At 42.9% G+C, this 14736-nt stretch carries 11 protein-coding genes; 1 reads left to right on the plus strand and 10 read right to left on the minus strand.

The features are described 5' to 3' along the window. Positions 1 to 117: 117 nt before the first annotated feature. Positions 118 to 813 carry a response regulator transcription factor gene (locus tag EFA47_RS16485; RefSeq protein WP_122644237.1) on the minus strand — a complete coding sequence of 232 codons (696 nt, stop codon included), beginning with the start codon at positions 811 to 813 and terminating at the stop codon, positions 118 to 120. A gap of 263 nt (positions 814 to 1076) precedes the next feature. Between EFA47_RS16485 and EFA47_RS16490 the strand changes: the two genes are divergently transcribed. Continuing rightward, complete coding sequence (locus EFA47_RS16490; RefSeq protein ID WP_122644238.1) at positions 1077 to 2045, plus strand: LysM peptidoglycan-binding domain-containing protein; 969 nt, start codon at positions 1077 to 1079, stop codon at positions 2043 to 2045. Positions 2046 to 3000: 955 nt separating this feature from the next. On the opposite strand, the gene EFA47_RS16495 is transcribed toward EFA47_RS16490, so the two are convergent. The 9 genes from EFA47_RS16495 to EFA47_RS16535 form a co-directional block, all read right to left on the minus strand. Next, a complete protein-coding gene (locus tag EFA47_RS16495) occupies positions 3001 to 3927 on the minus strand; it encodes an alpha/beta fold hydrolase (protein WP_122644239.1) in 927 nt (308 codons plus the stop codon). A gap of 12 nt (positions 3928 to 3939) precedes the next feature. Further along, positions 3940 to 5319, minus strand: a complete 1380-nt coding sequence (locus tag EFA47_RS16500; protein ID WP_122644240.1) for a citrate/2-methylcitrate synthase — start codon at positions 5317 to 5319, stop codon at positions 3940 to 3942. Positions 5320 to 5465: 146 nt separating this feature from the next. After that, positions 5466 to 6341, minus strand: a complete 876-nt coding sequence (gene rsmA, locus EFA47_RS16505; protein WP_122644241.1) for a 16S rRNA (adenine(1518)-N(6)/adenine(1519)-N(6))-dimethyltransferase RsmA — start codon at positions 6339 to 6341, stop codon at positions 5466 to 5468. A gap of 267 nt (positions 6342 to 6608) precedes the next feature. After that, the gene (locus EFA47_RS16510; RefSeq protein WP_122644242.1) at positions 6609 to 7370 is read right to left on the minus strand and encodes a TatD family hydrolase; all 762 of its coding nucleotides are present in this window, start codon (positions 7368 to 7370) and stop codon (positions 6609 to 6611) included. 233 nt (positions 7371 to 7603) lie between these two features. Further along, positions 7604 to 9652: a beta-propeller domain-containing protein gene (locus tag EFA47_RS16515; RefSeq protein WP_235853283.1), complete on the minus strand. Its 2049-nt coding sequence runs from the start codon at positions 9650 to 9652 to the stop codon at positions 7604 to 7606. 15 nt (positions 9653 to 9667) lie between these two features. Further along, a complete protein-coding gene (locus EFA47_RS16520) occupies positions 9668 to 10180 on the minus strand; it encodes an RNA polymerase sigma factor (protein ID WP_122644243.1) in 513 nt (170 codons plus the stop codon). Positions 10181 to 11014: 834 nt separating this feature from the next. Further along, positions 11015 to 11191 (minus strand): hypothetical protein, encoded by a 177-nt coding sequence (locus EFA47_RS19965; protein WP_164690043.1) that lies wholly within the window; start codon positions 11189 to 11191, stop codon positions 11015 to 11017. A 320-nt stretch (positions 11192 to 11511) separates the two neighbouring features. Next, the gene (locus EFA47_RS16530; RefSeq protein WP_122644245.1) at positions 11512 to 13779 is read right to left on the minus strand and encodes a hydratase; all 2268 of its coding nucleotides are present in this window, start codon (positions 13777 to 13779) and stop codon (positions 11512 to 11514) included. A 363-nt stretch (positions 13780 to 14142) separates the two neighbouring features. Further along, positions 14143 to 14670 (minus strand): FHA domain-containing protein, encoded by a 528-nt coding sequence (locus tag EFA47_RS16535; RefSeq protein ID WP_122644246.1) that lies wholly within the window; start codon positions 14668 to 14670, stop codon positions 14143 to 14145. Positions 14671 to 14736: the final 66 nt, after the last annotated feature.

A 14736-nucleotide genomic window follows, 5' to 3' on the forward strand; every position in this document is an offset into this window, starting at 1 on the left:
ATGTATGGGCCCTCTCATCCTCATGGCCGGCTGTGGGCCTGCCCCGTCGTTGGAAACAAGGCGTATGCCCTAAAGGCAATGCAGCACAAGCTGCCATAAATTCAGGCCGCCGTTACACTAAAGCTTTTCAATCTTATATCCAACGCCCCAGACTACCTTTAAATAACGTGGTTCCTTGGGGTTAATCTCTATCTTCTCGCGGATATGGCGGATATGGACTGCAACAGTATTATCAGCCCCGATGGCCTCCTCGTTCCAGATAGCCTGATAAATCTGGTCGATTGAAAACACCCTTCCCTGATTTTTCATCAATAGTAATAATATATTGTACTCTATAGGCGTCAATTTTACTGGTTCACCATCCACTGTTACCTCTTTCAGGTCATCCCGGATGGCAAGGCCGCCTACTTCATATACTTTCTCAGATTTCTCATTTACACTTGCACCTAGCTGCGTATATCTGCGCAGCTGAGACTTAACTCTTGCTACAAGCTCCAGCGGATTAAAGGGTTTCGTGACATAGTCGTCCGCCCCTACATTGAGTCCCAATATTTTATCTGCATCCTCAGATTTTGCAGATAAAATTATGATAGGTATGCTGTTACTTTCTCTAATTTTAAGGGTGGCCCTGATTCCGTCCAGCCTGGGCATCATGACATCCAACACAAGCAGATGTACCTCTTCACTTTCCAGTACCTTAAGAGCCTCAGACCCATCATAAGCCTTCAGCACATGGTACCCTTCCTGTGTCAAATATATTTCTATGGCCTCTACTATTTCTTTGTCATCATCACAAACTAAAATATTATACATCTTCATCACCTCCCTTACAGTATACATGATATCCTACATTTTTTAAGACCCCTTGAGGAAAATCTTATGAAATTCTTAAATTAAGCTGATTGTATGTAACCGCCTTTTTCAGGGACTGTAAGAGCTATTTTCAGCCGGCTTTCCTGCATATTTCCTACATATAAAAGTTACAAATGGACCCCAAAATATAGGAACAATTTTCGCGCTTTTTCATATAATAAAAAGACAACTGCAATCAGAGTAAATCTGATAAAGGAGTTTTTATGAGTATAAAAGGACTTGATGTAAGTGAATTTCAAGGTAATATAGATTGGGAACAAGTCAAAGCCGCAGGTTACCAGTTTGCCATGCTCCGTGCCGGATATGGATTCGGCACTTTAGATAAACAATTTCAAAGAAATGCTTCCGAGTGTAACCGTATCGGCCTTCCTATCGGAGCCTACTGGTTTTGTTATGCAGTAAGTCCTGAAACTGCTGCCCAGGAAGCCGACGGATGTATAAATGCAATCTCTCCCTACAGGCTGGATTATCCCGTATGCTATGATATTGAACAAGATACACTAAACTACGCGTCCCAAAATGGAGTGACAGTGACGCCCTCACTTGCCACCCAATTTGTACAGCGCTTTTGTGACCGCGTGGAAGAACGTGGCTATTATTCTATGTTCTACAGCAACCGTAACTTTATAAACACCTATTTTCCTGCAGATCTTTCCGACAGGTACGCCCTCTGGTACGCATATTATAACAGCCAGTTCGACGGAAGAAACTGTGGGATCTGGCAGTACACTAGCCAGGGCAGCATACCCGGAATCAGTGGGAACGTGGATCTGGACCAAGGTTTTATTGACTATCCTTCCGTAATCCGTAAGGCAGGCCTAAACCATCTTGACGGTACCTCTCCTCAGCCACAGCCGCCTGCCCAGGATTATATTTCCTATGTTGTACAGCAGGGGGATACGTTAAGCGGCATCGCACAGCGCTACGGAACCACCTACCAGGCCCTGGCCTCATTAAATAGTATCTCGAATCCAAACCTCATATATGCAGGCCAGACCATACGTGTACCCGAAAACAGCTCCTCATCCGCCAGATATTACACAATACAGCCAGGAGATACCCTCAGCGCCATTGCCCTTAAATTTGGCACAACCGTCAGTGCGCTGCAAAACTTAAACGGCATTGCCGATCCAAATTTAATATACGCCGGAAACACAATCAGAATTTCATAATATGAATTTTATATTTTTATTATATTTTTTCTATTTCTTTTATGGAACCGACATAATTTATGCACATTTTTCTCTTATACTAGATTCAGATAGTTAATTAATAACTATCTCCCCCCTCATAAAGTAAGACATCTTGGGGGAACCCAAGATGTCACACTTTACTCTCATTCCTTTAGATAACGATAAACACAACGAAACCCGTTAGTCAAATGGCTAACGGGTTTTCACTGTTTCCGGGTTTATGCAAAATGCTTACAGCATTCAATCGCCTGCTTTATCATAAACGGCTCTTTCAGTATGCTTTCATCTGCAAAATACGCCATTCTGTAATCTCTCCGGTATCTATTATCCATTTCTTCCACGCTCCTTTATACTTACTAAGCACTGTCTGGCAAGGTACGCCCACCACAAGGGCATAGGACTAAGTGTGACCCTTTGAGTGTATCCTTTTGACATTAACATCCCAAGAAGTATATATTAAAAAATATACCTTATGGGACAAAGTCCGCCCGTCCGAAGGACATGTATTAAGGGGCGCCCTGTGGGTGTGCTTAATTAGGCAGCTATTTTTACAGAACTATCACATTTTAGACACATTTATCCTATATACTAAATTCAGATAGTTGATAAACAACTATCTCCCCCTCATAAAAGTAAGACATCTTGGGGAAACCCAAGATGTCGCACTTTATTCTCATTCCTTACGATTAAATATACTTATTGAACATTTGCAGTTCGATAAGACGTTAAATATAAAAGGCTCTCCACAGGAGAGTCTTTTATATTTCATGTAAAGTTTCAGCAGCATGTATGCTCTATGCATAATCCTGCATAAATATCTATCTACTGCCTCCTAGGCTTCATTGACAGCATATGTCTCCTCTATCTCAAAACTTAATTTTCACTTATCAAGAGGAAAAGCCAAAGACCCGTTGCTCACGGGAATAAAGAAAGACTATCTTCTGCTTTCCATCCATTCATACAAATCCTCATACACCTGCTCCCTGTCTGTTTCATTTAGTATTTCATGGCGGTCACCCGCATACAGACGGAGAGTTATATCCTGAATTCCGGCCGATTTATACTTTTCGTATATTCTCCTGACACCCTTCCCGAAATTCCCCACAGGATCCTCAGAACCAGCCGCAATCAGAACAGGAAGTGTCTTAGGTATCATATAAATACTCTCTTTCTTCTGCATCTGGAGCATAGCGCTGAACATGTGGTAATATGCATTCACTGTAAATATAAATGAGCAAAGGGGATCCGATATATATGCATCTAGTTTCTCTTGATCTCCTGTAACCCAGTCGGCCCGTGTCTTGACGGTTTTGTAAGCTTTATTATAGCCTCCAATAGCTAGGCGGTCTACAAATTTACTGCGGTAATGCCACCCCTTGAACACAGCGATTATACGGCATAAGCGTTTTCCTAAGCGCAAGGCAGACCTCTTCTGTTCAGCCACAACCCCGATAATCACTGCGCCGCTCAGGCCATTGCCGTACATCTGAATATACTGCCGCAGAAAAGTAGATCCCATACTGTGTCCAAGCATAAAGTAGGGAATATTAGGATATTTCTTCTCGGTTCTCTGGCGCAATGTATGCATGTCCCCTAATACACAGGCATTCCCATACTTTTCATTAAAATATCCGTATTCTGTCCTGCTCTGAATCGACTTTCCATGTCCCAGATGATCATTCCCAACCACATAATAACCCTGCTGGCATAAATACTTTGCAAACTCATCATAACGGTTAATATACTCCACCATGCCATGGCTCAACTGCAAAACCGCTTTTACTTCGCCTTCCGGCCTCCATTCAATTGTATGAATCTCTGTATTTCCATCCTTAGACGGGAAGTAAAATTCGTCTTTCATCTATCTTATCATCTACCTATCATTTAAATTTATGTAATCACGATAAGGTGCTAGCGGCTTATATGCCGGACGGATAATCTTATCCACGTTCTTAAGTTCTTCCAACCTGTGGGCGCTCCAGCCGACAATACGGGCAGCAGCAAAAATTGGAGTATACAGCGCATCTGGAAGATCCAGCATACTATAGACAAGGCCGCTGTAAAAATCTACGTTGGCATTTACGCCTTTATACATCTTACGTTTCTCACCAATAATCTCAGGTGCCATAAATTCAACCTTTTCATAGAGGGCATATTCTGCTTCATGCCCTTTCTCAAATGCAAGCTGCTTGACAAAACGCTTAAAAATATCTGCTCTTGGATCAGAAATAGAATAAATGGCATGGCCCATGCCATAAATTAATCCCTTCTGGTCAAACGCCTTCTTATCCAAAAGGTCTGTCAGATACTGGCGTATCTGATCCTCATCCTCCCAATTGGTCAGCTTCTTTTTCATGTCATCAAACATCTGAGTAACCTTGATATTCGCACCCCCGTGCTTAGGTCCCTTTAAGGATGCCATGGCCGCCGCTATGGTAGAATAAGTATCCGTACCTGATGATGTGACAACATGGGTTGTAAATGTAGAGTTATTGCCGCCGCCATGATCCATATGGAGCACCAGGGCCATATCCAGTATTTTGGCTTCCAGCTCTGTATATTTACGGTCCTCACGGAGCATCATCAAAATATTTTCCGCTGTAGACAGCTTTGGATTCGGAGCATATATATATAGGTCTTCGCCCCTTCTATAATTATATGCATGATACCCATATACCATCAGCATCGGAAACTGGCTGATCAGGTTCAGACATTGACGAAGTACATTTGGAATTGATGTATCATCTGCCTTCTTATCATAACTATAAAGGTTTAAAATACACCGGGAAATCATATTCATCATATCTTTACTCGGAGCCTTCATAATAACATCCCTTACAAAATTAGGCGGGAGCATCCTCCTGTCAGCAATCATACCCTGAAAATCTTCCAGCTGCCCTGCCGTAGGCAGGCTGCCGAACAAAAGAAGATATGCAGTCTCCTCAAATCCCGGATGACCTGCATCCAAAAAGCCTTTCACAAGATCTTTTATATTATAACCGCGGTAGTAGAGGTTTCCTGCACAGGGAACTTCTTTTCCATCCACAACCTTTGTGGCACATACATCTGAAATATTCGTCAGGCCAGCCAGCACACCTTTCCCATTTAAATCACGCAGGCCCCTCTTAACCTCATATTTCGTATAAAGCTCTTTTTCAATAGCATTGTTCTCCTCACAAATGCGGGCTAACTCTTCAACTTTCGGAGTGTTTTCAAAAATAATACTATCAATGTCCTTCTGTACTTTTGCCATAGAACCTCTCCTTCCTCTCACTAATCTCACTTGTCTGACCCTTCTATTATACTAAAAAAGTAGATTTTATACAATGAAATGTATATAAAATCTTTATGAACTGTGCAAAAGGTACAGGTCTAAAGGCAATTGGGTACGTAACCCTTTTACATTTTGTTACGTCCTAAACTATTACTCACCTCTGCGAATTCTTCTAGTGTCAGGGCCTCCCCCCTCACGCCGCTGCCTTTGCCGAGTCTATTTATTGCCGCCTCTATCTGTTCTTTTGTATAATTTAGGTCTGGCGAATTTTTTAATCCATTTGCCAATGTTTTTCTTCTCTGATTAAAGGACGCACGGATAATCTGGAACATTTGTCTCTCATCGTCAACCTGTACTGGTGGTCTTTCAAACTTATCCAGATGGATGACTGCGGACCCTACTTTAGGCCTTGGCATAAAGCAGTTGAGAGGGACGTTGGCAACAATAACAGGCTTGGAATAGTACTGTACTGCCAGGGAGAGGGCACCGTAGTCTTTGGTTCCCGGCCTGGCCTGCATACGCTCAGCCACCTCCTTTTGTACCATGACTGTTATGCTTTTGACAGGCACATGGTTTTCAAACAATCCCATAATAATAGGTGTTGTGATATAATACGGCAGATTAGCAACTACCTTTATCGGCTGCCCGCTATTTTCTTTTTCCGCCAGGGCCGCTATATCTACTTTCATAATATCCTGATTAAGTATGTTTACATTGTCAAACCCGTCAAGAGTCTCCTGCAGAATCGGGATCAAAGCTTTGTCAATTTCTACTGCTGTCACTTTCCGTGCCGCCTTTGAAAGATACTGTGTCATGGTACCTATCCCAGGCCCAATCTCCAGAACCATATCATCCCGTGAAATCTCTGCTGCCCGTATTATTTTATCTAATACATGTGTATCTATAAGAAAATTCTGCCCAAATCTTTTCTGAAATACAAAATTATATTTTTGAAGAACTGCTATTGTATTCTGTGGATTACCTAATATAGGTTCCTTCATAAATTCCTCCTAACTGCATTGAAATCATTCCTGCCCCAAGAGCCTATCCCTGCCTCACTGCCCTATCCGCAGGATAGAACTTTCAGAATGGGTAGTCCCTGTGGGGGTATCGTTTTAAACTGTACTGCGTTTATACATATAGTATACCTTATTGGACAAAGTCCGCCCGTCCGAAGGACATGTGTTAAGGGGTGCCCTGTGGGTATACCCACAGGGCTGCCAAAAGCATCCGCACCGTCCGCCTGACATATCTATTGGCAGCATGCCCTAGAGTTGGTACAATTCCCTGGCATTCTCCTCTGTCTGCCTAATAACTTCCTCATAAACCATCTCTTTGAGCTGGGCAATCTCCTCCGCCACATAAACCAAATTCAGAGAAGAATTCCTTTTTCCCCTGTTAGGGACAGGCGCCAAATATGGGCAGTCAGTTTCAAGTACAAGGGATTCTAATGGTACCTGCCTCACTACATCTTTAAGCTTCTTTGCATTTTTGAAGGTCACTACCCCGCCAATGCCAAGATAAAACCCTATTTTAACATATTCCTGGGCCAGCTCTTTTGAATAGGAGAAGCAGTGAATTACCCCTTTCATCCCTCTGGCATATTCCTGCATAATCTCCAATGTATCTGCTGCCGCCTCCCGGCTGTGGATTATAACAGGAAGTCCATGTTTCCTGGCCATCTGTAATTGTAGGATAAACCATTTTTTCTGTAATTCGCGGCTTTCATTGTCCCAATAATAATCCAATCCAATCTCTCCCACGGCCACAATTTTATCTTCTTGTATAATATTTTCCAAACGCTGAAACTTCTCCTCGTCTAGTTCTCCAACTGCATCAGGATGTACGCCTGCCGCCCCATATATAAAGGTATACTTCTCTGTAAGCCTTCTTATTTTATCCCACGAACTTACGTCAGAGCTGACATTTACAACCGTACCCACCCCGCTTCCAGCCATAGCTCCTAATATTTCTTCTCTGTCCACATCAAACTGCTCATCATCGTAATGCGCATGTGTATCAAAAATCATAACTGCCTCCTGTTTTTTAGAACCTCTGTATTTATTTCGTTAAAACCTGTGCCCCCAGAGGCGTACACTTAACATACGCCCCCGCAGAAAGGCGGGCACTGCCGTGCCTATCTAAGCATACCCTGAAGGCTGCCCATAATGCTGGTCTGCACAGACAGGCGGACATGAACATACCAATAAGGTATATTAAAATCAGGCCCTGTGATCAGGACCTGACTCTTACTTTTGTTGTATTATAACACAATATCATCTAACTTTTCAAATGTTACCATGCTATAGGACTCCACCGTATTCCCGGCTGCTAAATAAAAGGTATCGCCGCTGTACACGCCCCTGCCGCTTCCATAGCCGCTCAATTCTCTGTCAAAGATACATTGGAACCCTGCATTCTCATCATAGGAGAATACATAATAGTGCTGAATATCCCCATTTGCCGAAAATCCTATAAGGTTCCTTTCTGTATCAATCAAAGCTGCCTTATAATTATAGGCAATATCTGTAGAATAGCAATCCTCCAGCACATATTTTTCAATTTCTTTTACATCCCCAGGATCAGAAATATCAAACATTGACAGCTTCACACCATTTGCAGCTGTGCCCGTCTCATCCATATCCATGCCTATGCCAAGCAGAAGTCCCTCCCCATATGGATGGAGGTATTCTGAAAATCCTGGAATCTTGAGCTCTCCTGTTACAACAGGCGCAGAGGGATCTGACAGATCTACTGAGAACAATGGGTCCACCTGTTTATAAGTCACAAAATAACCTGTGTCTCCCATAAATCTTGCCGAGTATACAGTCTCTTCCTCTGCCAACCCTTCTATCCGTCCAAGCTCCTGGAGATTTCCATCCAGAATAAAGAGGGAATTACTCTCCTTTGCATCCGATTTTTTCTCCGAATCCTGTGCGCCAATTCTTAGAATAGGAGATACGCTTCCCCCATCCACTGGACTCACTGTGGTCACTAACCTAAGGTTTCCCTTATATTCGTCAATGCTGAAGGAGTCGTTTAGTGTGCCGTCAACCTTTGTCTGTCCCACAGCCTCCAGTTTCCCATCCTGATAAGACACCTTTCTGATATAAGTCTGGCTCACATCAGATACATCAGAATTATAATACGCCTCGCATACATAAATATTGCTGTTGCTGACATAGGTCAAACCCGAGCTTCCAAAGATAGCCTTGCTGTCAGCCTTCTCCCCCGGTTCTTTCATTGAAAATGAAGAGACCACTGTATACTGGCTCCCCCGTATAACCTGCGGCATCAGTATATTCCTGCTGTCTATAGACTGGCCCTGCACCTCTGGAATATAAGCCTGTATATCCTTCTTCTGGGCAGCTATATCTGCGTAAAAATTACTAAACAAATATATATAATCCCCCACGATTCTCATTGTATGGAACTCCCCGCTCTGGGTAATCTTCCCAACTGATACAGGTTCTGCGGGATTACTCACATCGTAGGTCTCGGCCACAGTATACTGCCTGTAACTCTGTCCGTAACCCGCTTCTCCATCCTCATATTCAGTTCTTGTATAGACAAGAACCAGTCTCTCATCCTTTATATATATCTCAGACCCATATTTGCCGTCGTCTAAGCGAATGGTGCCCATCTGCTTTAGTTCCTGATTTTCAATATTCACAATCTGTACTTTCTGTCCATCCAAAATATACAAATTCTTCCCATCTGTTTTAATAATATCGCCTTCAGCAACCCCCTCCTGCCTAATATTGGTATCAGAAAAAGAAGCCGCCCCGCTGCTGTCCTCTGACACAGCAAATTCAGCTGACTGTTCCAAGCTTTTCTCTTCCCCGCCCGCCATACTGTCCTCTGTCCTGCTCTCTATATACTGTTCTTCCTTCTCTCTCTGCTTCCTCTCCGCCTTAATATATTTATATATCTCATCATATCCGCTGGCCGATGCAATGGTTAAACCGGACTCAGGCGAGTCTTCTATTTCTCCTTCAGAGATATCTTTTGTCTCTGACTCTGAAGATTGGCCCAGCACAGCCGAGGCTGCCCCTCCTGGTCTGTCTCCTCCTAGAATCCCGCCTGCAGCGGCCGCTCCCAGAATCACCACACAGCATACTGCTGCCGCAATAGTATATCCCACTTTCCACACACCTGTCTTCCCGCTTTTCTTTTTATCCAGCAGGTTTCCGATATTCTCCGGCTTCAGACATACAGGAATCTCCGCATCTCTGGCTGATTCCCTAATAAGCTCTTCTATCTCCCTGTCATCCCGGCTCCTGTTCCCTAATTCTTTCCCATCCATACTCATAATCCATACCCCTTTCTACTCCAGGACACGGCGCATCTTCTCAAATGCCCGCGTCTTTTTCGAGCGGACTGTGGCAGGGTTCATATCCATCATGTTTCCTATCTCACCGCTCTGATAGCCCCCAAAAACAGAAAATGCCACAATCATCCTTTCCTCCTCAGTTAATGCCCCAAATGCAGCTTTTACGTCATGAGCCTGCGCATAATCCCTCTCTGCTTCCAGAATATCTGGTTTCAGCTCATCCGCCGGCTGTTCAGTCCTAAACCTCTTCTTACACTGGTTGCTCAAAATCTGGAATATCCAGCTTCTGAATGCTTCCGCCTTCCGAAGCCTTCCTATATTCTCATAAGCCGACATAACCGCCTCGCTTACTGCATCCTCAGCATCCTGAGGGTGCCTCAATGTATACAGTGCAAATTTATATAACTCTACATGAATCCTTGCATACAGTTCGGAAAATGCCTTTGTATCTCCCCTGCATGCTTTTTTAATCAGTACACGCTCTGTACTATTCTCATAATCATGCATCTTCCCCCTCCTCTCCAGTCCTGTATGTTCAGGACATTATCGTGTGAAGCATTTATGAGTGCGGCCAAAACAAAATATTCTATTCTGTTTTATATATAAGAGTTAAATATTGTTCTGTTTGTTGCATAGAAATAATTACTTTTATTTCGGAAAATGAGCCGGAGTTCCCCCTTTTTGAATCCATATATCCTTACTGCCATTATATTTCTAAAGCAGCTTACAGGAACACTAAAAGAACAGGCTTATATACAGTGTAAGGGGTGATGGGCGCTGCAAAAAATCTGCAAGGCAAAAATCCTTTTTAAACCCTCCCCAGTTGTGCCCTTACTTATCATGATTTTTAGATATATAATAAAAATAAACATTTACCAGGATTAATAAAAAAGTTAGAAAAATATTAGAAATGACTGTAAATATAGTATTATCAGAAAGTCTGGACAGTGTCATGCCAAGAGACAGCATGATACTAAATATTCCTTGAAATAAGGAATTAATCTCTGGAGTTCCCTTTTTTCTCTGAAAGATGCCCTTTTTCTTTGGTATATGCCGCGCTATCACCCCTTTGTCACGCTCACTATATTGATGTAAGTCCTTCTTTATATGAATCTCTGCTTTGGGCAATAGAAGGGCCGACATCTAATATAAAAATCTTTTGTAGAAAAATTGGGGTTCAAAAGCTATTAATAGGTCAAATAATTTTTTATATCTTAATTCCTTTGGGAAAAAGTAACATATATTGCTTAAAAAGCATCTATCCATGACTACTATTTTTTTCTTTAAAAGAGATTTATGTTTATGTAAGTCTCAATGGCTGAGAGCCAAATATATAGGTACTTAAAACTTATAACATCTGCGCATAAATCTACTTGAAACCGGCTTGTCTATAAAACGGCCCTTTCTAGTCCTTTTATATACTGCTGTCTGATTCGGGTATTTATTAATAAGATAATGAATTGTTGAGTTTTTCCCTGCACCGTCAATACCTTCCAGCGCAATAATAATGTTTTCCATAGATAAGGCTCCAGAAATATAGAAAATAAGCTAAAACAATATACCCAGTATTTTAACCTAATTTTTACATTTGAACTCTTTGATAGCAATAACAATGAGTCTCCTGCCGGGGCCTTATAAGAATCCATCCTGGCATACCAAAAGGACATGTAAACATGTCCGCTTGGCTCGTTGCCCGCGGGAATAAAAAGCTGCTGCAATCTATAAATTATCATTTAAATACAACCTTATGCCTTTTACCGGCAATGTCATCCTAAAACGAAATTTATTATGCAGCAGCTATATAGTCCTACAGTTTATACTAAAATAATACTTTTATATTAACCTCTGTAATAGTTAATCAGGCATCCCTTTAATATAATCTCCCTTTCTACATCTGTTAAATCGCCAAGGCGCAGCTGAATCTCTTTCAGTCCGTTCCCGACTACATACGCTTTGACCTCATCGGCTTTACTCTCAACCGCCTTTCTCACATCAGGGACAAAGATATAATCTCCATTTTTAAACGGAAGCGACTCGTGGCCTGCATCTGTGAGGAATGGAAGCATGCCCCAGTTAATCAGGTTAGAGCGGTATCTCTTCGTAGCATACTCATTTGCAATATTGGCCCATCCTCCAAGGACTTTCTGGCAGGAGGCAGCCTGTTCACGTGCAGATCCATCCCCAGGCTTTACAGCAAAAATTGTACTTCCCACTCCAATATTTCCTTCTCCTGCCTCCGGATATTTCTCCTGTATCTTTGCCATAACCGCCTTTAACTCCTCCAGGGCATCAAGAGGACATGCGCCTGCCTCAATGGCTTTCTGGGCGGCCTGCACTTCTTTTGCACGCCCCACATAGGCCGGATCCTTTCTGGAAAGTGTAAACTCAGCAAGTCCCAGCGGATTCGAGCGGTAGGAAGAAGTCTCACCGGAAGGAATAAGCTCGTCCGTAGTAGTAACAGGGTCATGTATCTCCGAAACAACCTTCAAAACTAAATTCTCAGGCAAGGGGGACATGGCCGGCCAGTCCTTTATATTAGGGCCAAACTTAATCTCTACCGATGGGTCTGCCACACCCTTACTGTCAAAAACTCTATTCTCATAAATGCTCTTGTCAAAGTGATACTTCTGCCCTTTATACTCTACATCCAAATCTGCTGCGGAAGTCAAAAATCCCTTATTTGCCGCTGTTGCCGCAATAGAGCGGGCATCCATCAATGCCACGGAAGCAATCTGGCCGCTCTGCAGCTTGGACCCTTCACGGTTGGGGAAATTCCTGGTGGAATGGCGTATAGAAAAAGCATTGTTAGCCGGAGTATCCCCTGCCCCAAAGCAAGGCCCGCAGAAAGCGGTCTTAACAATCGTTCCCGCCGCCATCAAATCTGCAACAGCACCATTTTTTACAAGCTCCATATAAATGGGCGTACTTGCCGGATATACACTAAAGGTAAATTCATCACTGCCGATATTTCTCCCTTTAATAATATCTGCTGCCGCACAAATATTCTCAAATCCGCCTCCTGCGCATCCAGCAATAATTCCCTGTTCAACATAAAGCTTCCCATCCACAACCTTATCCTGCAGGCTATAATCCACCGCGCCGTCTAAGCTCACCAGCGCCTTTTTCTCTACATCATGCAAAATATCCTTCAGATTTGCATTTACCTCATCAATAGTATAAACGTTGCTTGGATGGAACGGCATAGCTATCATTGGCTTAATCTTGCTTAAATCTACATATACCATTCCATCATAATATGTACATGCCCCAGGACTGAGCTCCTTATAATCCTCGCCTCTGCCGTGTATCTCATAGAACTCCTGTATCTTTTCATCTGTCTGCCAGATTGAGGACAGGCAGGTTGTCTCCGTTGTCATGACATCAATGCCAATACGGAAGTCAGCGCTCAGGCGGCCCACGCCAGGCCCAACAAATTCCATCACTTTATTGTTTACATATCCATTCCCAAATGTAGCGCCGATAATGGCAAGGGCAACGTCCTGAGGCCCTACGCCCTTAGCCGGCTCGCCATCCAGGTAAATTCCGATAACCTCTGGCATTTTAATATCATATGTCTTGCCAAGGAGCTGCTTAACAAGCTCAGGCCCTCCTTCTCCCATTGCCATAGTTCCCAGAGCGCCATAGCGTGTATGGCTGTCTGATCCCAAAATCATCTTACCGCCGCCCGCGAGCATTTCTCTGGCAAACTGATGGATAACTGCCTGATGAGGAGGCACATACACACCGCCATATTTCTTGGCGCAGGTCAGGCCAAACATGTGGTCATCCTCATTGATGGTCCCGCCTACTGCACACAAACTATTATGGCAGTTTGTCAGCACATAAGGCACCGGAAACCTTTCAAGCCCTGAAGCCCTCGCAGTCTGGATAATACCCACAAATGTAATATCATGGGAAGTCAGCTTATCAAACTTAATCTGCAGGCGCCCCATGCCCCCTGATGTATTATGTTCTTTTAATATACTATATGCAATGGTATTCTCAGCAGCCTCGGCTTTTGATGCCGGAGCCTGTACATTGCCTGTATCTTCAACTATCTCGGTGCCATTTAATAAATAAACACCATGGTCATATAATTTTATCATAATTCAACCTCCTGAATATCCTGTTTTTACTCACTGCTGTTTATCATTTTAGCATGATAAAGAATGGATGTAAATATGCAGGAAAATTTACCGCGCCATAAAAAGGACTGCTGCAAATTATAAAATTTCACATTGGTATGACAGCGGTCTCTTTATTAACATTATCACCCTATATGAAAACAATTTTGCAGCAGTCCCTTTTCTTTGCAAGAGTACTCTCAATCATTCATGTAAAAGTCTGACTATACCACTCATCGGGATTTTCAGCTAATTTATGAGATGGCCATGCAGCAATTTAATTCAGCCTGTATGCGAAATTCAGTAAGGCCAGTCTGTTAAATACAGTGAACTATCCGGCACGCCTTAATTTGCTTCTCTCATAATCTTAACAATTATAAGATCCGTCTCGCCCATAGAAATGATATCCTCTTTCTGAATCAATATGGGCTTCTGGATTCTCTTTCCATTCAAATACGTATGGTTCTTAGACCCCTCGTCCCTGAGATACAGCTTATCTCCGTTCCTGACAATTGCGCAATGAACCTTAGATATCTTCCTGTCATCAGGGAGTGAAAAGAACTCCTCAAAAGCCACCTCTTTTGTCGTTCTTCCTATGCCAAGTGCGTCATAGAAAATAAAGCTATAGCGCTCCTGGGTATCATCATCCTCCAGAATAACCTTCCAGCGCCTCTTTACGCTGTCCTGGGATGCCCTCTGGCCGCCAGCCTTCCTGCCCTTTCCCGATGTTCTGTCATCATCGTCCAACATATATTCTTCATCCAGCTCAAAATGTCTATAGTCTTTTCTCTCTTTTACAATCGTAACAACTGTTATGATAATAGTGACTAAGATTAATACGGCCAGGACTGTCAGAATAATCCAGTACATCATTCGTAAATCAACTCCTTCAAGAGTTTATAGTACTATATTTTTACATTTCAGGCAAGCCATACAAAA

Source organism: Luxibacter massiliensis, assembly GCF_900604355.1.
Classification (GTDB): Bacteria; Bacillota; Clostridia; order Lachnospirales; family Lachnospiraceae; genus Luxibacter; species Luxibacter massiliensis.

Bases quoted from the DNA above. Each gene is read 5' to 3' on its own strand.
- EFA47_RS16485 (WP_122644237.1), bottom strand. From the start codon at position 813: ATGTATAATATTTTAGTTTGTGATGATGACAAAGAAATAGTAGAGGCC.
- EFA47_RS16490 (WP_122644238.1), top strand. From the start codon at position 1,077: ATGAGTATAAAAGGACTTGATGTAAGTGAATTTCAAGGTAATATAGAT.
- EFA47_RS16495 (WP_122644239.1), bottom strand. From the start codon at position 3,927: ATGAAAGACGAATTTTACTTCCCGTCTAAGGATGGAAATACAGAGATT.
- EFA47_RS16500 (WP_122644240.1), bottom strand. From the start codon at position 5,319: ATGGCAAAAGTACAGAAGGACATTGATAGTATTATTTTTGAAAACACT.
- rsmA (WP_122644241.1), bottom strand. From the start codon at position 6,341: ATGAAGGAACCTATATTAGGTAATCCACAGAATACAATAGCAGTTCTT.
- EFA47_RS16510 (WP_122644242.1), bottom strand. From the start codon at position 7,370: ATGATTTTTGATACACATGCGCATTACGATGATGAGCAGTTTGATGTG.
- EFA47_RS16515 (WP_235853283.1), bottom strand. From the start codon at position 9,652: ATGAGTATGGATGGGAAAGAATTAGGGAACAGGAGCCGGGATGACAGG.
- EFA47_RS16520 (WP_122644243.1), bottom strand. From the start codon at position 10,180: ATGCATGATTATGAGAATAGTACAGAGCGTGTACTGATTAAAAAAGCA.
- EFA47_RS19965 (WP_164690043.1), bottom strand. From the start codon at position 11,191: ATGGAAAACATTATTATTGCGCTGGAAGGTATTGACGGTGCAGGGAAA.
- EFA47_RS16530 (WP_122644245.1), bottom strand. From the start codon at position 13,779: ATGATAAAATTATATGACCATGGTGTTTATTTATTAAATGGCACCGAG.
- EFA47_RS16535 (WP_122644246.1), bottom strand. From the start codon at position 14,670: ATGATGTACTGGATTATTCTGACAGTCCTGGCCGTATTAATCTTAGTC.